The organism is Streptomyces sp. NPDC001137, from assembly GCF_040298885.1.
GTDB lineage: Bacteria > Actinomycetota > Actinomycetes > Streptomycetales > Streptomycetaceae > Streptomyces.
Map to the genome: position 1 here is coordinate 122,485 of NZ_JBEPBA010000005.1, position 18,876 is coordinate 141,360.

Sequence of the window (18,876 nt, forward strand, 5' to 3'; positions counted from 1 at the left end):
CCCTAACCGGTCTACCGCCGCACGATGATCTTGCCGGTGTTCCGGCCCCGCAGCATCCCCAGGAACGCGTCCACGATGTGCTCGAACCCGTCGACCACCGTCTCGTCCGCAGCGAGCCGGCCGCTCTGCAGATGCGGTACGGCGAACTGGTACAACTCCTCCTGCAGATCGCGGTAGTTGCTGACCAGGAAGCCCTCCATGCGCAGGCTCTTCTCCACGAGGTCCGCGTGGTTGAAGCGCGGCGGCGGCGCGTCGGGGGTGTTGTACTGGCTGATCGTGCCGATGCGGACGATGCGCCCGAACTCGCGCAACGCCCCGACGGCCGCCGCCAGTTGCTCACCGCCGACGTTGTCGACGAAGACGTCGATGCCGTCCGGTGCGGCCTTGGCGAGCAGATCGGCGGCGGGGCCGTCGTGGTGGTCGAAGACCGCGTCGTAGCCGACCTCCCGCATGAGGTGGTCGGCCTTCGCGGCCGAGCCCGCGCTGCCCACGAGCCGGCCGGCGCCTAGCAGACGCGCGAACCGGCCGGTCGCGGTGCCGACCCCGCCCGCCGCGGCCGACACGAACAGGTCCTCGCCCTCCTTCAGCCGGGCGATCCGGGTCAGGCCCACATAGGCGGTCAGGCCGGTGCCACCGAGGATGCTCAGGTACGCGGTCAGGGGTACGCCGTCGAAGCGGGGCAGCCGCCGGATCTCCTCCGGCGTGACCACCGCGTGGGTGCGCCAGCCCTGCCGGTGGAACACGAACTCGCCCTCGGCCAGCCTGGGCGTGCGGGAGGCGACGACCCGCCCGATGGTGCGGCCCTCCAGTGGTGTGTGGAGCGCGAAGCCGCCGGGCACGTCGTCCATCATCTCCCGGTGGTAGGGGTCGACGGACCAGTGGAGGTTCTCCACCAGCGCGCTGCCGACAGCGGGTTCGGGAAGCGTGGACTCGACGAAGGCAAAGTGGTCGGCGGTGGGGAAGCCGTGCGGGCGGGCGGTCTGGTGCACGGTGAGCGCGGTCTCGTTCATGACCGGACCGTAGGGCGGGAATGCGCCCGGTGGGCAGCCGGTTGGGCTCATGCGACGCCCCGTTCCATGAGCAGTTCTCATACCTTGAGGTGAGCGCCCCGTGGCCCGCACGACCGACTCCGATCTCGCCCCGCACGAACTGCGGATCCTGGTGGCGGTCGCGGACACCGGCGGCTTCTCGGCCGCGGCCCGGGCACTCGGTCTGACGCAGTCCGCGGTCTCCCACTCGGTGCGCGGCAGCGAGCGCAGGATCGGTGCCGTGCTCTTCGACCGCGGCCGCACCGGCGCCCGCACCACCCCCGCAGGAGAGCAGGCCGTGACGCACGCCCGCCGCGTCCTGCGGCTGCTGGACGTCCTGACCGCCGAGGCGCGCGGTGCGGCCCGGTCCGACGCCGCGGAGGGGCCGCTGCGGATCGTGGCCTTCCGCAGCGCGGCCCTCCATCTGCTGCCGCCCGTCCTCGAGCGGCTGCGCGCCCGGCATCCCGGGATCGAGCCGCGCGTGCGGATCGTGCGCGAGGTCGGGCGCGGCGCCGCGGGCGAAGTCGCCGACGGGAAGGCCGACCTCGGCATCGCCACGCTCGGCGGTTCCCTGCCGCTGCCGCCCGGTCTGGTCGCGAGCGGGCTGTTCGAGGAGCCGTACGCCCTGGTGCATGCGGCAGGACACACCGCCCCGCGCTCACTGCCGCTGGTCGACTGGGCCGAGAACTGCGGCTCGTACACCCGCGACTGGTGGGCGGCACAGGAGTGGATCCCGAAGGCGACCGTCGAGGCCGAGGACGACGGAGCGGTCCTCTCCCTGGTGGGCGGAGGGCACGGAATGGCGATCATGCCCGCGCTCTCGCTGGTCGGAGCAGCGGACACGGTCAGGATCGCCGATCTCGGTCCCCGGCGTCCGACCCGTCAGGTCGGCTACGTCACCACCTCCGAACTGGCCGGATCCGCCGTCGTGCGCGCCTGTGTGAGGGAACTGCGGGCCGCGGCCGCTCAGCTGCGACCGGCGCCGGGACACTTGCCAACAGCCCCGCCGACCTGAGGAAATCAGGCCCATGTCCTCCTCCCCCGTCCCCCTCGCCTCCTACGTCGAGTCGTGGCACCCCGAGCCGGTCACGGACGGGGACCCCCTGCCGGCCGGGCCGGCGGCAGCTCTGTCGGCGGTGCTGGACCTGCCCGCTGCCGCCGTGGAGGCCGGTGATCCGCTGCCTCCGCTGTGGCAGTGGCTGTACTTCCTGCACTGGCCGCCCCAGCGGTCCCTGGGCCCGGACGGGCATCTGCGTGACGCCCGCTTCCTGCCGCCCGTCCCGGGCCGTCGGCGGATGTTCGCCGGCGGACGCTGCACGATCAGCGAGCCCCTGCGCCTGGGCGAACCGGCCGAGCGGGTCAGCAGTCTGGTCGCGGTCACCCCGAAACAGGGCCGCAGCGGAGAGCTGCTGTTCGTCACCGAACGCCAGGAGTTCCGCCAACACGGCCGTACCTGTCTGGTCGAGGAGCAGGACATCGTCTACAGGTCGGGTGCGGGCCCCGCTCCCCGGCACCCGGCCCCGCCCGCCGACCCGGCCGTACCGGAGGCAGAGGGTCCGTGGCGCCTGCGGCTGCAGCCGGACGAGGCCCTGCTCTTCCGCTTCAGCGCGCTCACCGCCAACGCCCACCGCATTCACTACGACACCCCGTACTGCCGTGACGTCGAGGGCCATCCGGGCCTGGTCGTCCACGGGCCGTTGCTGGCGCTGCTGATGCTGGAGCTGGTCCGCAGGAACGCCCCGCAGCGGCAGGTGCGGTCACTGTCCTACCGGCTGCACCGTCCGGCGTTCGTGGGCGAACACCTCCTCGCCGAGGGCATGCCCTCCGGCGGGCAGGCCCGGCTGCACCTCGCCACCGCCCGCGAGTCCCGGCACGCGAGCGCCGAGGTGACCTTCAGCTGAGGCGGAGCAGGACGGCCGTGCCGGGGCGGGGCAGGGAGACGGTGAGCTTTCCTTCCGCCGCGTTCCAGTGCGCGGCGCCGTCGAAGGCGGTGGGGTGGAGCACGGACGGCTGGAGCTGTGCGCCGCGCAGATGGGGGACGGTGAGCTCGCGGCTCGTCGCGTCGGAGGGGCCTCCCCTGCGCCACACCGTGACGAACGTGGACTCCCCGCCGCGCAGTCCCTGGGCGATCCAGGTGTCGTCCCAGCCCGGCAGGCCGAGCGGCCAGAAGGGGTGCGCCTCGGCGATCTCCGGCCGGATCTCCTTGTGGACGTCGAGCGCCGAGCGTACGAGGGCGAACTGGCCGTCGTTCATGCGGTCGAGGAAGCCGGAGAGGTGGATACGGCCGAGCAGTGCCCCGGCGAGGGTGAAGGCGATCTCGTCGAGGGTGTGGTGGGGCTGCGGGTAGGCCCACACGGCGGCCTGTTCCGGGGTGACGGCGGTGGCGGCCGCGGCGGCGATGGGCGGGTAGCGCAGCAGGTCCTGCTGGTCGCTGGTGGACTGCAACTGGGCCACGGCCAGTTGTGCGTAGTCCATGCGCAGCCCGCCCGAGCCGCAGTTCTCCAGGACCAGGCCGGGGTGCCGGTCGAGGACGGCGGCCATCCAGTCGAGGTGGGCGCGGTGGTGCCCGAGCAGCCCGGCGCCCGGGCTCTCGACGCCGTTCTCCGTGCCGGGGCCGATGTTGATGTTGTAGTCCAGCTTGAGGTAGCCGACGCCCCACTCGCCGGCCAGCCGGTCCACGACCGCGTCGAGATGGGCACGGGCCGCGGGGTGCCGCAGGTCCAGGTGGTGCCGGCCGTGTTCGGTGACGCGGATGCCGCCGCGCCGGAAGAACGCCTCGGGCGGGAGGGTGCGGGCCAACGGGCTGCGCACGCCGACGACTTCGGGTTCCAGCCACAGCCCCGGTGTCATGCCATGGGCCCGGACGGCGTCCAGGACCTCCTTGATACCGCCGGGAAAGCGCCCCCGAGCGGGCTCCCACGCGCCGACGGCGTCCCACCAGCCCTGGGCGTCGTCGTCGTACCACCCCGCGTCGACGACGAAGACCTCGGCGCCGGCCGCGCCCGCCGCCTCGATGAGCGGCATGAGCTTCTCGGTGGTGGGGTCGCCCATGAGGGTGTTCATGTAGTCGTTGTAGATCACCGGGAGTGCGCGGTGGTCGGGGTGGTCGCGGCGCAGAGCGCGGCGGCAGTCGGTGAGTTGGCCGAACGCGGCGTCCAGACCGCCGGTCCCGACCCGGACGAGGGCGGCGGGCACGGTGTGGAACTCCTCGCCGGGCGCGAGGGTGTGGTGCCACTGGTGGTGGGCGTCGTCGGGGCCGAAGAGGGCGACGTAGGCCGCGCCTTCGCGTTCACCGGTCTCGAAGCGCCAGCCGGCGCTGGACTCGATCTGCCACAACCAGGCGCCACCGTCTTCGTCCGTGAGTGCGCCGACGGGGAGATGGCGGCCGGTGGACCAACTGCCCTGCGAGGAGCGCGCGAAGCAGCCGCGCCCCTCGTGTCCGTGGGCGGACCGGCTGAGCGGGACGACCTGCTCGCGGAAGGCGGCCTGCCGCCAGCGGCATTCGGCGAGCCAGTCGTTGTCGGCCCAGTGCAGGGTCAGGCCGTCCGGGCGGCCGCCGGCGGCGGTGATACCGCCGAGGGTCAGGGTGGTCACGCTCTCCAGCCGGAGCGGTGCGCCGCCCTCGTTGACCAGACGTACCCGGGCGCGCAGGAAACCGGCGCCCCGAGCCGTCTCCAGGACGACGTCGGCGGCCAGTTCGGTCACCGGGTCGGCCAGCCTGATCGTCGTACGCTCGCGGCTTTCGTCCTGTGCCGTCTCGTGGCCGCGGTAGGCCAGGCGCTCGCCGATGGCCGTCTCGACGAAGCGTTCGCCCGACCACAGGCGTCCGTGGCCGGTCGCGGTGACCTCGACGAGGGGGACGAGAGCGGCCCAGTCCTGGTCGGGCGTGCCCAGTCTGACCGAGCCGGCTTCGTCCAGGAAGGCGTGCAGGCCGAGTTCCGGGTGCGACCAGAGGCGGGATGTCTCCACTGCTGCGAGGTCAGCGGTCAACGCTCTCCCCTTCCAAGGCTCTTCCAGGACGGTTCCGGGCACTGGGGCGGTCCGAACGAGGGACATTGCGTGTGTCAGCGGGGTGCGCCGAGACGCAGAGCGCCAAGGTGGCCGCCATGAAGCAGAAGATCATGCGCTTGTTCGCGCTGTCGACCGTCCTGACCTGCCTGCTCGGCGCCGCCTCCGGCGAACCGAAGGAAGGGGCGGAGTACTTCCGCCTCAAGCACCCGGTCAGCGGTGTGCCCGCGCGGGAGGTGGCGGAGCTGTTCTGGTACGACTGCCCGCACTCCTACGAGCTCGAGAAGCCGCTGGAGGACTGGGCCGCACGGCAGAGTCCCCCGGTGAAGGTGGTGCGGATCCCGGCCACCTGGGAGGACCAGCCCGACATGGTCGCCTACGCCCGCCTCTACTACACCCTGGACCGGCTCGGCCTCGCGGAGAAGGAGGCGATCCCGGTCTTCCAGGCCGTACGGGACGAGGGCAAGGACCTGACCACCGAGCGGACCGTCCTGAGATGGGCGGCCGGGCAGGGCCTCGACGTGGCGGCGGTCAAGCACGCCTACACGTCCACGGAGGTCGACGACGCGGTCAAGGCCGCACCCGCGCTCCGTGAGCGCTACCAGGTGAACGAGATGCCCACCGTGGTCGTGGCCGGCCGCTACCGCACCACGCCCATGCTGCTGGGCAGCGCGGCCAAGACCATCTCGGTGCTGGACCACCTGTATCGCACCGCGGCACGTCACTCAGCCACGGCGCGGCAGGCGCGAGCTCAGCGGTAGGTGAGCAGTCGGCGGCCGTCGCCGGTGAAGTGGGCGGCGAGGACGCCGCCCGAGGTGACCACGACCGCGTCGCGGCCCTGGCCGAGGGTCGTTGTCTCCTCGGCCGGCGCCGCCCGCGCGCCGCCCGCGAACGCCGTCCAGCCGGTGGGGCCAGGCAGGCATCGCGCCGTCCACTCGTCTGGAGCGGATCCGGCTGCTGCGGCAGCGCGGTGTGATCCGTGGCTATCACGCCGAGGTCGCGCTGCCGGCGCCGAACCGGGGTGTGCAGGCGATGGTGGCGGCGACGGTCCGGCCGCTGAGCCGGCAGGTCGTGGTGGAGTTCGAGCGGTCGGTGTCCCGGCTGCCCGAGGTGCTGTCCGTGTACACGATGGCGGGCAGCGACGACTTCCTGATGCATGTGACGGCCCAGGACATCGAGCATCTGCACTCGTTCCTGCTCGACCGGTTCACCGAACGCCGTGAGATCCTCGGCTTCCGCACCATGATCATCTACCAGCATCTGACCAACCAGGTGCTGGATCCGGTGCCGCCGCCCTGAGTCACCAAGCCAGGTGCAGGCTCTCCGGTGACCGGTGGATCATCGTCGGCCGCATGCTCACCGGACGGTCGTCCGCCAGTCGCAGGCCCGGCAGCCTGCGGGTCAGCTCCTCCAGGGTGAGGCGGAGTTGCTCGCGGGCCAGCTGGGAGCCGGGGCAGCCGTGCGCGCCGAAGCCGAAGGCGAGATGGCGTTCCGGCGGGCGGGTGATGTCGAACTCGTCGGGGCGGGGGTGCCGTGCGGAGTCCCGGTTGGCGGCACCGAAGGCCACGAACAGCGTTGCGCCCGGCGGGAGTTCGGTATCGGCGAGGGTGGCCGGGCCGGTGGTGACACGGCGGAAGCCCTGCAAGGCGGTGTCATAGCGGGCGGCCTCCTCGACGGCCGCCGGAATCCGCTCCGGCTCGGCGCACAGCAGCTCCCACTGGCGGGGGTGCCGGAGCAGGTGCAGGACGGTCGTGCCGATGAGCGCGGTCGTCGTCAGATGCCCGGCGATCAGCAGGTTCTGGAGATGGGCGACGAGTTCGTGCCGGTGCTCCAGGGTGAGCTCGCCCTCGCCGACGACCGAGGTGACCAGCTCCGTGCACAGGTCCTCGCGGGGCTCGGCGTGCCGCTGTCGGGCGTACCGGTCGAGGATGTGCTGCATCGCGACCACGTCCTCGGCCGCGGCGATCTGCTCGTCCTCCTCCAGGGGGCGGAACAGCAGTTCCTCGGCGCGATGGCCGCCATGTACGACGGCGGGCACGTCGGCGGGGTCGAGGCCGACGATGCGGCCGATGACCTCTCCGGGGAGCTTCCCGGCGTACGCCGACATCAGCTCGACGTGCCCGTCCTTCACGAACCCGTCCACCAGGGCGGCGGCCCGCTCGGTGGCGTACGGCACCACGGCCGCGACGCGCGCCGGTGAGAGCCCGCGGACGATCGGCGCCCGTAACCGCTGGTGCTCGGCGCCGTCGGCGGTGACGACGACGGGCCGGCCGCCGAACCCGCCGCCGAGGACGGCGAGTGCGGCGGGCCGGGCAGCACGTCGGGGACGAGGGCATTGGCCGAGGAGAAGTCCTCGGGCCGGCGCAGGACCTCCCGTACGTCGGCGTCCCGGGCGACCAGCCAGGCGTCGAGCTCGGCGACGTAGGTCAGGCCCTCGGCGGTCCTGGCCCGCTCGTAGTGCGGGTAGGGGTCCCGCTGCAACTCGTCGAGCATGCCGTGCGGTTCACGGTCCACGGGACACCCTCCCGGCCGGCGGTGGTGCGGGTCGGGCTCATCGTGCCGTACGGGTGTGCGAGTCCGGAAGGGGGCTTCCGCGCTCGGCAGGTGTCTTTCCGGTGCCGGTCAGAACACCACCGACCAGCCTTCGCGGGCCGCCTGCTCCGCGGTGTACGACACCCCGTGCACCTTGAGGCCGTCGGCGTTCTTCAGGGTGATCTCCCCTCCGTGGTTGCCGAGTTGGGCGCCCCCGGTGAGCGGGACGAGCAGACAGGCGCCGGCGGCGAGCGGGCCGGCCGGCACGGCGGAGCTCTGGCCGATGCGGTCGACGAGGTGCCAGCCGGTGAGATCGACCGGGGCGGGCGAGGCGTTGAGCAGCGTCACCGTCTCGTGCTCGGGTGCCGGGCCGGTCGGGTTGACCAGCGCCGCGACGATCCGGACGGGCTGGGTGCCCGGCTGCGGGCGGTCGCCGTCGACATCGTCCAGGGCGTGCCCGGTGACGTCGTCCGTGTGCCAGGACTGGCTCTGGAAGGCCAGGAAGATGCCGACCCAGCGTTCCTGCGCCGGGAAGTGCAGCAGCAGCCCGCCGTCCTGCCAGACGCCGTCGTCGCCCTGGAACTTCCGGCTGTTGCCCTGGTTCATGTGGATGTCGTGGACGCCATTGCCGGGCAGGAAGCCGAACACCTTGTCCTTGACGGCCGGTTCGGGACCGAAGCGCTCGCCGAAGACATACAGGCGGGCCTGTGGGTCGTCGACCGCGCGGCGTACGTAGTGGTCCAGGAGGTCGGCCAGGTCGTTGTCGGGGCCGGAGGCGTCCGGGGGCAGGGTGCGCATCCTCGCCGGGTCGAAGAGGTTGCCGCGCACGAAGTCGAGGTTCGGGCCGCCGGGGCCGGACGGCAGGGTGCTCCAGCCGCCCGGCAGACCGTCCAGACGGGCGGTGACGGGGTGCCGGAGGTCCTCGTCGACCAGGTAGAGCAGCTCCGAGGGCCGTTCCTGGGAGAGGACGTTGACGGCGGCCCGGTAGTCCGTGCCGGCGTCGTCCTGGAGGTGGATCTGGTAGTGCGGTGTGTTGGTGGCGCCCTCGCGCCGGGTGTCCACCGCGCGTGCGATCAGCACGCCGTAGGCCTTGAGTGGCATGACGTCCAACTTCCCCCGGGGGCAGGCGGATTGCCCGCCCATGGGAGGAATGGTAGAGGGATGGGACTTATGTGACCCCGCCCTTGCGGCATTCCACTGCCACCGTCCTCTCTACGCCTTCTGGCGATTACGCCGCTGGGCCAAGTGCGTGACGAGCGGATGAACACGCCTCTGAGCAGCCCGGATTCCCTACGATTCGTCACGTGGTCAACTTCCTCGTCCAACGCACGGCACCGCTCCCCCTCGACGAGGCGTGGCGCCGCCTGACCGAATGGCCCCGGCACGGCCAGGTGGTCCCCCTGACCCGCGTCACGGTGACCACTCCCCCACCGACGCACGAGGGCACGGTCGTCGTGGCCCGCTCAGGACTCGGCCCGCTCGCCTTCGACGACCGGATGGAGGTCACGGTGTGGCAGCCGCCGACGGCCGACGCGCCCGGTCGGTGCCGGCTGGAGAAGCGGGGGCGGGTCGTGACGGGGTGGGCGGAGATCGAGGTGCGGCCGGGGCCCGGGGGCCGCAGCCGGGTGATCTGGCGGGAGGAGCTCGGGGTCCGGTGGCTGCCGGGCTTCTTCGACCCGCTCCTCCTGCGGGCGGCCCGGTATGTGTTCGGGCAGGCGGCGAACCGGCTGCTGAGGATGGCGTGATGTCCGCCGACCGGGGCCGCTGGGAGGACCATTTCGCGGCGGGCTTCGGCTTCCACCGCGTCGACGCTCGCGAGATACGTGTGCTCGGCGAGACGCTACGACCGCGCCACGGGGCGCGGGCACTGGACGTCGGGTGCGGCCTGGGCACTTACGCCGCCGCACTGGCCGGCATGGGTTACCGGACGCCGGCGGTGGACTGGGCGGACGCGGCGGTGGCCGCGACCCGGGACCGCTACGCGGACCTGGAGCCTCGACTGGAGGTCGCCCGGCTGGACTTCGAGGATGCGACGGCACGCCTGCCGCGGGCGGCCTTCGATCTGGCGACGATGCGGCTCGTCTTCGCGTTCATGGCGGACAAGGAGGCGGCCGCCGAGCGCGTGCGCGGACTGCCGGCGCCCGGCGGGGCATGGGTGGTCACCACCTCGCTGGCTCAGCGCCTGCCCGAGGAGCGTCGGCGCATCGGGCTGACCGCGGCCGATGTCGCCGGGCTTCTGGGCGGCTGGAGCCGGGGGCACTGGTACGACCCTGGAGCCGGACGGGCTGCGCGTCTTCGTGCTGCGGGCACAGGACACCTGAGCGGGCGCCACGGCCTTCGCCCTGCCGGCTGACCGTCCCACGAAGACCGCGCACCGGCCGGCTGGCCCGGGCAGCGGCTCTCAGGCCACCGACCCGATCCGCCCCACCGCCCCCGACGTGGCATCGTGATGGATCGGCTTATGCGCCCCGGTGAGGGAAACCCCGCTTCCGCCCCGCCGGTTGGCGACGATCTCGGAGGCGATCGACAGGGCCGTCTCCTCCGGGGTGCGGGCACCGAGGTCCAGGCCGATCGGGGAGCGCAGACGGGCCAGCTCCAGTTCCGTGACGCCGACCTCGCGAAGGCGTTCGTTGCGGTCCAGGTGGGTGCGGCGGGAGCCCATCGCGCCGACGTAGGCCACCGGGAGGCGCAGGGCCAGCCGCAGCAGCGGTATGTCGAACTTGGCGTCGTGGGTGAGGACGCACAGCACGGTCCGGGCGTCCACGGACGTCTGCTCGAGGTACTTGTGGGGCCACTCGACGACGATCTCGTCCGCCTCCGGGAAGCGGGTCCTCGTCGCAAACACGGGGCGCGCGTCGCACACCGTCACGTGGTAGTTCAGGAACTTGCCGATCCGCACCAGCGCGGACGCGAAGTCGATCGCACCGAACACGATCATCCGGGGCGGCGGGACCGAGGACTCCACCAGGACCGTGAGCGGGGCCCCGCAGCGTGAGCCCTGCTCACCGATCTCCAGGGTGCCGGTCCGCCCGGCGTCCAGGAAGGCCGCCGCCTCCCCGACCACCGTGCGGTCCAGCTCCGGGTGGGCGCCGAAGCCGCCCTCGTACGAGCCGTCGGGGCGCACCACGAGCGCCCGGCCCCGCAGTTCGGCCGGTCCCGACACGATCCGCGCCACCGCCGCCGCCTCCCCACGGGCGGCGGCGGCCAGCGCGGTCGCGACCACCGGACGGGCGGGATCACCGGCCCGTACCGGCGTGACGAGGATGTCGATGATGCCGCCGCAGGTCAGGCCGACTGCGAAGGCGTCCTCGTCGCTGTACCCGAAGCGCTCCAGGACGGTTTCGCCGTCCTCCAGCGCCTGCGCGCACAGGTCGTAGACGGCGCCCTCCACACAGCCGCCGGAGACCGAGCCGATAGCCGTGCCGTCGGCGTCCACCGCGAGGGCGGCGCCCGGCTGGCGGGGTGCGCTGCCGCCGACGGCCACCACGGTGGCCACGGCGAAGTCACGTCCCTGCTCGACCCACCGGTTGAGCTCCTCGGCGATGTCCAGCATCTCTCGGTCTCCTAACGGGGTTGGTGTGGAGGGCCATTCAAGGGCGTCTAGTGGACGCCCATCCAGCTCTCGATCGGGTTGAGGGCGAAGTAGACCAGGAAGATGACCGTCAGGCCCCACATGAAGGCGCCGATCTCCCGCGCCTTGCCCTGGGCCAGCTTGATGGCGACGTAGGAGATGACTCCGGCCGCGACACCCGCCGTGATGGAGTACGTGAACGGCATGATCACCACGGTCAGGAAGACCGGGATCGCGGTGGCGCGGTCGGCCCAGTCCACATGGCGGGCGTTCATCATCATCATGGCGCCGATGACCACCAGGGCGGCGGCCGCCACCTCGCCGGGGACGATCGCCGTCAGCGGTGTGAAGAACAGACAGGCCGCGAAGAACAGGCCGGTGACGACGGAGGACAGGCCCGTACGGGCGCCTTCGCCGACGCCGGTCGCGGACTCGACGAAGACCGTCTGGCCGGAGGCGCCCGCGACGCCGCCGATCGCGCCGCCCGCGCCGTCGATGAACAGCGCCTTGGACAGGCCCGGCATCCGGCCCTGCTCGTCGGCCAGCTTGGCCTCGGTACCGACGCCGATGATGGTGGCCATGGCGTCGAAGAAGCCGGCGAGCACCAGCGTGAACACGATCATGCCGACCGTCATCGCGCCGACGCTGCCCCAGCCGCCGAACTCGACCTTCCCGAAGATCGAGAAGTCCGGCATGGACACCGCGCTGCCGTGCAGTTCGGGAGCACCGCTCGCCCACTGCTTGGGGTCGATGACACCAAGTGCGTTGAGCAGTACGGCGACCACCGTGCCGCCGACGATGCCGATCAGGATCGCGCCGGGGACGGCCCGCGCCTGGAGCATGAAGATGACGAGGAGCGTGGCGGCGAACAACAGGACGGGCCAGCCCGCGAGTTCACCCGTCGGGCCCAGCGACACCGGGGTCGCCTTGCCCTGGTGCACGAAGCCCGCCTTGACCAGGCCGATCAGGGCGACGAACAGGCCGATGCCCATGGTGATCGCGTGCTTGAGCGCGAGCGGAATCGCGTTCATGATCATCTCGCGCAGGCCGGTGACGACCAGCAGCATGATGACGACGCCGTACATCACGCACATGCCCATGGCCTGCGGCCAGGTCATCTGGGGCGCGACCTGCGAGGAGAGCACACCGGAGACGGAGAGGCCGGCGGCGAGGGCGAGCGGCACCTTGCCGAAGAAGCCCATCAGCAGCGTGGTGAAGGCCGCCGCGAACGCGGTCGCGGTGATGAGGGCCTTCTGGCCGAGCGTGTCCCCCGCCGCGTCCTTGCCGGACAGGATCAGGGGGTTGAGCAGGAGGATGTACGCCATCGCCATGAAGGTGGTGATGCCGCCGCGCACCTCGCGCGCGACCGTGGATCCTCGCTTGGATATGTGAAAGTACCGGTCGAGCCAGGACCTGCCGGCCGGGATACGGGTTCCTTCACCCGCATCGTCGGCGGTGGTCGACGGCTCCAGTGACTGCTGGGTCATGTGGGCCTACTCCCAAGGTTCACAGGGGCACCCGCGGTTGTTCTGTGGGTTCGCGGGATTTGGGAAGGTGCTTCGGCCGCACGACCCGGGGGACGGCCCGAGACGAACGAACTCTCTGGTACTGACGGTGGTGCTGTGGTGCGGTGCTGCTTCAAGTGCCGCGAGCGGTGCGGTGCTTGAGTACTCCGGGCGGCGCGGCGAAGTGTGACGTTCCCGGCGCCGCCCGGAGAGACGGTGCCTACGCCGTTCCGGTGAGGTGCTCCGGACGTACCGGCGTGCGGTTGAGCTCCAGCCCGGTCGCGTTCCGGATCGCCGCGAGGACGGCCGGGGTCGAGGACAGGGTGGGTGCCTCGCCGATGCCCCGCAGCCCGTACGGGGCGTGGTCGTCGGCGAGTTCGAGCACGTCGACCGGGATGATCGGGGTGTCGAGGATGGTCGGCAGCAGGTAGTCCGTGAAGGAAGGGTTCCTGACCTTCGCGGTCTTGGGGTCGACGATGATCTCCTCCATCACCGCGATGCCCATGCCCTGGAGGGTGCCGCCCTGGATCTGGCCGAGGACGGACAGCGGGTTGAGCGCCTTGCCGACGTCCTGGGCGCAGGCCAGCTCGATGACCTTGACCAGGCCGAGTTCGGTGTCGACCTCGACGACGGCGCGGTGCGCGGCGAAGGAGTACTGGACATGGCCGTTGCCCTGGCCGGTGCGCAGGTCGAAGGCCTCGGTGGGACGGTGCCGCCACTCGGCCTCGACCTCGACGGTCTCGCCTTCGAGGACGTCCGCCAGGTCGGCGAGGACCTCGCCGCCGTCGGTGACGACCTTGCCGCCCTCCAGGAGGAGTTCGGCGGTGGCCCAGGCCGGGTGGTACGTGCCGAACTTGCGGCGCCCGATCTCCAGGACCTTCTCCCGGACGAGCTCGCAGGAGTTCTTGACGGCGCCACCGGTGACGTACGTCTGCCGCGACGCGGACGTCGAACCGGCGCTGCCCACCTGCGTGTCCGCCGGCTGGATCGTGACCTGCGAGACGCCCAGCTCGGTGCGGGCGATCTGCGCGTGGACGGTGACACCGCCCTGGCCGACCTCCGCCATCGCCGTGTGCACGGTGGCGACCGGCTCTCCGCCGACGACCTCCATGCGGACCTTGGCGGTGGAGTAGTCGTCGAAGCCCTCGGAGAAGCCGACGTTCTTGATGCCGACCGCGTAGCCGACACCGCGTACGACGCCCTCGCCGTGGGTGGTGTTGGACAGACCGCCGGGCAGCTGCCGGACGTCGGGGCCCTCGCTGGACTCCCACTGGCGCTCCGGCGGCATCGGCATCGCCTTGACGCGGCGCAGGAGTTCGGCGACCGGGGCCGGGGAGTCGACCGGCTGTCCGGTCGGCATGATCGTGCCCTGCTCCATCGCGTTGAGCTGGCGGAACTCGACCCGGTCCATGCCCACCTTGTCGGCCAGCTTGTCCATCTGCGCCTCGTAGGCGAAGCACGCCTGGACCGCGCCGAAGCCGCGCATGGCGCCGCAGGGCGGGTTGTTGGTGTAGAGGGCGATGGCCTCGATGTCGACGTCGTCGATGACGTACGGGCCGACGGAGAGCGAGGAGGCGTTGCCGACGACGGCCGGCGAGGCGGAGGCGTAGGCGCCGCCGTCCAGGACGATCCGGCACTTCATGTGGGTGAGCTTGCCGTCCTTGGTCGCCCCGTGCTCGTAGTAGAGCTTCGCGGGGTGGCGGTGGACGTGCCCGAAGAAGGACTCGAAGCGGTTGTAGACGATCTTGACCGGCTTGCCGGTGCGCAGGGCGAGCAGGCAGGCGTGGATCTGCATCGACAGGTCCTCGCGGCCGCCGAACGCGCCGCCGACGCCGGCGAGCGTCATCCGGACCTTGTCCTCGGGCAGACCCAGGACCGGTGCGATCTGGCGCAGGTCGGAGTGGAGCCACTGGGTGGCGATGTAGAGGTCGACGCCGCCGTCCTCCGAGGGGACCGCGAGACCGGACTCGGGGCCGAGGAAGGCCTGGTCCTGCATGCCGAAGGTGTACTCGCCCCGGACGATGAAGTCGGCCTTCTTGGCCGCCTCTTCGGCGTTGCCGCGCACGATCGGCTGGCGGTGGACGATGTTCGGGTGCGGGACGTGGCCGATGTGGTGGTCGTCGCGGTTCTCGTGGATGAGGATCGCGTCCGGCGCGGTCGCGGAGGCCTCGTCGGTGATGACCGGGAGCTCGCGGTAGTCGACCTTGATCTTGGCGGCTGCGCGGCGGGCGGTCTCCGGGTGGTCGGCGGCGACGATGGCGACCGGCTCGCCGTGGTGGCGTACCTTGCCGTGCGCGAGGACCGGGGTGTCCTGGATCTCCAGGCCGTAGTTCTTCACCTCGGTCGGCAGGTCGTCGTACGTCATGACGGCGTAGACGCCCGGGGTCTTCAGCGCCTCGCTGGTGTCGATCGAGACGATCTCCGCGTGCGCGACGGTGGAGCGCAGGATCTGGCCCCAGAGCATGTCCTCGTGCCACATGTCGGACGAGTACGCGAACTCGCCGGTGACCTTGAGGGTGCCGTCCGGGCGGAGCGTGGACTCACCGATGCCGCCCTTGGTCTTCGAACCCTGGGTGACCTTGGTGGGAGTGCCGATGGGAGCACCGTTGGTGGGCATCGTCAGACCGCCTCTCCCTGCCGGGCGGCCGCCAGACGGACCGCGTCCATGATCTTCTCGTAGCCCGTGCAGCGGCACAGGTTGCCCGACAGGGCCTCGCGGATGTCCGCGTCGGTCGGGTTCGGGTTGCGCTCGAGCATCTCGTCGGCGGCGACCAGCAGACCCGGGGTGCAGAAGCCGCACTGGACGGCACCGGCGTCGATGAACGCCTGCTGGATCGGGGAGAGTTCGGTGCCCTCGCCGGTCTGCGAGTCCTGGCCCTTGGCCGCCCACTGCTGGGCGTCCTGCAGCGAGGTACCGCAGGCACCGGTCGCACAACCGCCGTGCTCCGCACGCTGCTTGGCGAAGTCCGCCAGCCCCTCGACGGTGACGACCTCACGGCCCTCGACCTGACCGGCGGCGACCAGGCAGGCACACACGGGCACGCCGTCCAGGCGGACCGTGCAGGACCCGCACTCGCCCTGCTCGCAGGCGTTCTTCGAACCCGGCAGACCGAGGCGCTCCCTCAGCACGTACAGCAGGGACTCGCCCTCCCAGACGTCGTCGGCTTCCTGCGGACGTCCGTTGACGGTGAAGTTGACACGCATCACGCAGCTCCCTCGGTGGTGCGGCGGGCGCCGCGGTACGACTCCCAGGTCCAGGTCAGCGTGCGGCGCGCCATGACGCCCACCGCGTGCCGGCGGTAGCTCGCCGTGCCCCGGACGTCGTCGATCGGGTTGCAGGCGCCGGAGCACAGCTCCGCGAACTGCTTGGCGACCGACGGGGTGATGATCTTTCCGTTGTCCCAGAAGCCGCCCTCTTCGAGCGCCGCGTTCAGGAACTCCTCCGCGGCCTTCGCACGGACGGGTGTGGGCGCCGCGGAACCGATGCCCGTACGGACGGTGCGCGACGAAGGGTGCAGGGCGAGGCCGAAGGCACACACGGCGATCACCATCGCGTTGCGCGTGCCGACCTTCGAGTACTGCTGCGGGCCGTCGGCCTTCTTGATGTGCACGCTCTTGATGAGCTCGTCGGCGGCGAGCGCGTTGCGCTTCACGCCGGTGTAGAACTCGTCGATCGGGATCAGCCGGGTGCCGCGCACCGACTCGACCTCGACCTCGGCGCCCGCCGCGAGCAGCGCGGGGTGGGCGTCGCCGGCCGGGGAGGCGGTGCCGAGGTTGCCGCCGACGCCGCCGCGGTTGCGGATCTGCGGGGAGGCGACGGTGTGCGAGGCGAGGGCGAGACCCGGCAGCTCGGCGCGGAGGCTCTCCATGATCTTCGAGTACGGGACGGAGGCCCCGAGCCGCACGGTGTCCTGGCCGACCTCCCACTCGTAGAGGTCGCCGATGCGGTTCAGGTCGAGCAGGTACTCGGGCCGGCGGTGGTCGAAGTTGATCTCGACCATCACATCGGTGCCGCCCGCAATGGGCACAGCGGTGGGGTGCTCAGCCTTGGCGGCGAGCGCCTCCTCCCAGCTGGCGGGGCGAAGGAAGTCCATGACCGGCTCTCTTCTTCGTCTCGTGGGTCGTACGTATCAAGCCAGATCCGGTGCGGCTGGCCCGGCTTGTTCATGTGCTGTTTACGCGGAGTGGAGCCAGTACACAGCGCCGTGCTCCACCCAGGTCAGTCACGGAAACCATGAAGGAGTTGGCTGGCCAGGCCGGGCATCTTGTAGATTCGTATGAACGGAGGCCATCAGTAACCTCTTCGTTTTCCTGTAGAAACGCAGGAAACAGCCTGGCAATCAAAGGATGCGCCGTGCGCACCGGTCGCCGGGCTCCTCCCACCGACCATCCTCACGACTCATCGTAGATTTCTAGACAAAGAACGGCGGCGACGAGAATGCGGCTGCGCGCACTGCTGGACACCGACGCGCTGGGCCTCAGGCTGCTCGGCGGCGAGGACGAGCTGGACCGCACCGTACGCGGTGTGATGACCACCGACCTCCGGGACCCCAGCCGCTATCTCTCGGGCGGGGAACTGGTCCTCACGGGGCTCGCCTGGCGCCGCGACGCCGACGACTCCGAGGCGTTCGTACGGATCCTGGCGCAGGCCGGGGTGGTGGCGCTGGCCGCCGGCGAGGCGGAGCTCGGGGACATCCCGGACGACCTGGTGGTGGCCTGCGCCCGGCACCGCCTGCCGCTGTTCGCGGTGCACGAGTCGGTGGCCTTCGCGACGATCACCGAGCACGTCGTACGGCAGGTGTCCGGGGAGCGCGCCGGGGACCTCGCGGCCGTGGTCGACCGGCACCGGCGGATGATGACCTCCGGTCCGGCGGGCGGCGGCCCGGACGTGGTCCTCGACCTGCTCGGCTCCGACCTGGACCTGCGGGCCTGGGTGCTGTCCCCCACCGGACGGCTGATCGCGGGCCCTAAGGTCGCGGGCCCCGGGCTGCCCGCCGAGACCTGCGCCGAGCTGGCCGCCGAGCACCTCGCCGCCGCCCGCACGGGCCGGCGCGGACCCCACCGGGTGACGCTCGGCACGGCCACCTACAGCCTCTTCCCGATCCGCAGCTCGGGGCACCGCCCGGCGGCGGCCGGGGCAGGACGCTCCGCGCAGGCCTCCCGGGACGTGCGTGAGACGGTCCTGTCGGACTGGCTGCTGGCCGTCGAGGCGGACGCCGGGGACTGGCCCGCCGAGCGGCTTGACCTGCTCCAGGGCGTCACCCAGCTGATCTCGGTCGAGCGGGACCGCCGGGACGCGGCGCGCACGGTGCGCAGGCGGCTGGCGCAGGAGGTCCTGGAGCTGGTGCAGACGGGAGCCGCGCCCGCCGAGATCGCCGCCCGGCTGCGGGTGGCCGCGCCGGTGCTGCTGCCCGGCCTCGGGGCAGCCCCGCACTGGCAGGTGGTCGTGGCCCGGGTCGAGTGGGAGGGCGGGGAGATCGAGGCGGGGCCGGTCGCCCAGTCGCTCCTGGAGGAGATCCTCGTCGACCCGCTCGCCACGGGCCCCGAGCCCTCCGACCGCATCGCCGTGGCCCACACGGGCGACGAGGCGATCGCGCTCGTACCGCTGCCGGCCGTCTCCACCGAGCACGACGGCTCGGAGTCCGGCATCCTCGCGGACGCGCTGCTGGAGTCCGTACGGGACCCGCTGTCGGCCGGCCTGGACGGCGACGGGCAGGTCACGCTGGGCGTCAGCGCGGCCGTGCACTCGGCGGAGGGGCTGCGCGGGGCGCTGGAGGAGGCGCGGCACGCGCGGCGGGTGGCGGCGGCGCGACCCGGGCGGGTGTGCGCGGCGGGGCACCAGGAGCTGGCCTCGCACGTGCTGCTGCTGCCGTTCGTCCCGGACGACGTGCGGCGGGCCTTCACCGCGCGGCTGCTGGATCCGCTGCGGGACTACGACCGCCGCCACCGCGCCGAGCTGATCCCCACCCTGGAGGCGTTCCTCGACTGCGACGGCTCCTGGACGCGCTGCGCGACCCGGCTGCACCTGCACGTCAACACGCTGCGCTACCGGGTCGGGCGGATCGAGCAGTTGACGAGCCGTGATCTCTCGCGCCTCGAGGACAAGCTGGATTTCTTCCTGGCGTTGCGCATGAGCTGAGGTGCTGGGACAGGCGGCGCCATCCTCGTTCGCGCCCCATGTGGCGTCCCACGACTTTGCCACCTTCTCGGCCGTGAACGGCCGGGCTGCCGC

General features: G+C 71.8%; 15 protein-coding genes and 1 pseudogene. 7 read left to right on the top strand and 9 right to left on the bottom strand.

Going from position 1 to position 18,876, the window contains the following annotated elements; translation table 11 throughout:
- Positions 1–11: 11 nt before the first annotated feature.
- On the bottom strand, positions 12–1,010 hold the full coding sequence (locus ABT254_RS11825; RefSeq protein ID WP_351467216.1) for an NADP-dependent oxidoreductase: 999 nt from the start codon (positions 1,008–1,010) through the stop codon (positions 12–14).
- A gap of 100 nt (positions 1,011–1,110) precedes the next feature.
- On the opposite strand from ABT254_RS11825, the gene ABT254_RS11830 reads away from it, so the two are divergent.
- Both ABT254_RS11830 and ABT254_RS11835 read left to right on the top strand, forming a co-directional pair.
- Positions 1,111–2,043: a LysR family transcriptional regulator gene (locus tag ABT254_RS11830; protein ID WP_351467219.1), complete on the top strand. Its 933-nt coding sequence runs from the start codon at positions 1,111–1,113 to the stop codon at positions 2,041–2,043.
- 13 nt (positions 2,044–2,056) lie between these two features.
- Complete coding sequence (locus ABT254_RS11835) at positions 2,057–2,929, top strand: HTD2 family dehydratase (RefSeq protein ID WP_351467222.1); 873 nt, start codon at positions 2,057–2,059, stop codon at positions 2,927–2,929.
- Here the strand turns inward: ABT254_RS11835 and ABT254_RS11840 are convergent.
- Positions 2,922–5,018: an alpha-galactosidase gene (locus ABT254_RS11840; RefSeq protein WP_351467225.1), complete on the bottom strand. Its 2,097-nt coding sequence runs from the start codon at positions 5,016–5,018 to the stop codon at positions 2,922–2,924. The two genes, ABT254_RS11835 and ABT254_RS11840, sit on opposite strands and share 8 nt — an antisense overlap.
- 116 nt (positions 5,019–5,134) lie before the next feature.
- On the opposite strand from ABT254_RS11840, the gene ABT254_RS11845 reads away from it, so the two are divergent.
- Both ABT254_RS11845 and ABT254_RS11850 read left to right on the top strand, forming a co-directional pair.
- Positions 5,135–5,797, top strand: a complete 663-nt coding sequence (locus ABT254_RS11845) for a thiol:disulfide interchange protein DsbA/DsbL (protein WP_351467228.1) — start codon at positions 5,135–5,137, stop codon at positions 5,795–5,797.
- 91 nt (positions 5,798–5,888) lie between these two features.
- Complete coding sequence (locus ABT254_RS11850; RefSeq protein ID WP_351467231.1) at positions 5,889–6,335, top strand: Lrp/AsnC family transcriptional regulator; 447 nt, start codon at positions 5,889–5,891, stop codon at positions 6,333–6,335.
- Position 6,336: 1 nt separating this feature from the next.
- Here ABT254_RS11850 and ABT254_RS11855 read toward each other — a convergent pair.
- A pseudogene (locus ABT254_RS11855) lies at positions 6,337–7,550 on the bottom strand (cytochrome P450).
- Positions 7,551–7,658: 108 nt separating this feature from the next.
- Entirely contained in the window at positions 7,659–8,669 is a 1,011-nt protein-coding gene (locus tag ABT254_RS11860; protein WP_351467234.1) for a DUF2278 family protein, read from the bottom strand.
- Positions 8,670–8,872: 203 nt separating this feature from the next.
- Between ABT254_RS11860 and ABT254_RS11865 the strand changes: the two genes are divergently transcribed.
- A complete protein-coding gene (locus ABT254_RS11865; RefSeq protein WP_351467237.1) occupies positions 8,873–9,313 on the top strand; it encodes an SRPBCC family protein in 441 nt (146 codons plus the stop codon).
- Positions 9,313–9,921 carry a class I SAM-dependent methyltransferase gene (locus ABT254_RS11870; protein ID WP_351467240.1) on the top strand — a complete coding sequence of 203 codons (609 nt, stop codon included), beginning with the start codon at positions 9,313–9,315 and terminating at the stop codon, positions 9,919–9,921. The genes ABT254_RS11865 and ABT254_RS11870 overlap by 1 nt, the downstream gene beginning before the upstream one ends.
- A 48-nt stretch (positions 9,922–9,969) precedes the next feature.
- On the opposite strand, the gene ABT254_RS11875 is transcribed toward ABT254_RS11870, so the two are convergent.
- The 5 genes from ABT254_RS11875 to ABT254_RS11895 form a co-directional block, all read right to left on the bottom strand.
- Positions 9,970–11,121 (bottom strand): XdhC family protein, encoded by a 1,152-nt coding sequence (locus ABT254_RS11875; protein ID WP_351467243.1) that lies wholly within the window; start codon positions 11,119–11,121, stop codon positions 9,970–9,972.
- 47 nt (positions 11,122–11,168) lie between these two features.
- On the bottom strand, positions 11,169–12,626 hold the full coding sequence (locus ABT254_RS11880; protein WP_351467246.1) for an NCS2 family permease: 1,458 nt from the start codon (positions 12,624–12,626) through the stop codon (positions 11,169–11,171).
- Between the two features lie 238 nt (positions 12,627–12,864).
- Positions 12,865–15,261 (bottom strand): xanthine dehydrogenase family protein molybdopterin-binding subunit, encoded by a 2,397-nt coding sequence (locus tag ABT254_RS11885; RefSeq protein WP_351467249.1) that lies wholly within the window; start codon positions 15,259–15,261, stop codon positions 12,865–12,867.
- A 2-nt stretch (positions 15,262–15,263) separates the two neighbouring features.
- Positions 15,264–15,848 carry a (2Fe-2S)-binding protein gene (locus ABT254_RS11890; protein WP_351467251.1) on the bottom strand — a complete coding sequence of 195 codons (585 nt, stop codon included), beginning with the start codon at positions 15,846–15,848 and terminating at the stop codon, positions 15,264–15,266.
- Positions 15,848–16,738: an FAD binding domain-containing protein gene (locus tag ABT254_RS11895; protein ID WP_344397828.1), complete on the bottom strand. Its 891-nt coding sequence runs from the start codon at positions 16,736–16,738 to the stop codon at positions 15,848–15,850. The genes ABT254_RS11890 and ABT254_RS11895 overlap by 1 nt, the downstream gene beginning before the upstream one ends.
- A 344-nt stretch (positions 16,739–17,082) precedes the next feature.
- Here ABT254_RS11895 and ABT254_RS11900 point away from each other — a divergent pair, with 344 nt between their 5' ends.
- Entirely contained in the window at positions 17,083–18,783 is a 1,701-nt protein-coding gene (locus ABT254_RS11900) for a PucR family transcriptional regulator (RefSeq protein WP_351467254.1), read from the top strand.
- The last annotated feature ends 93 nt before the right edge of the window (positions 18,784–18,876 follow it).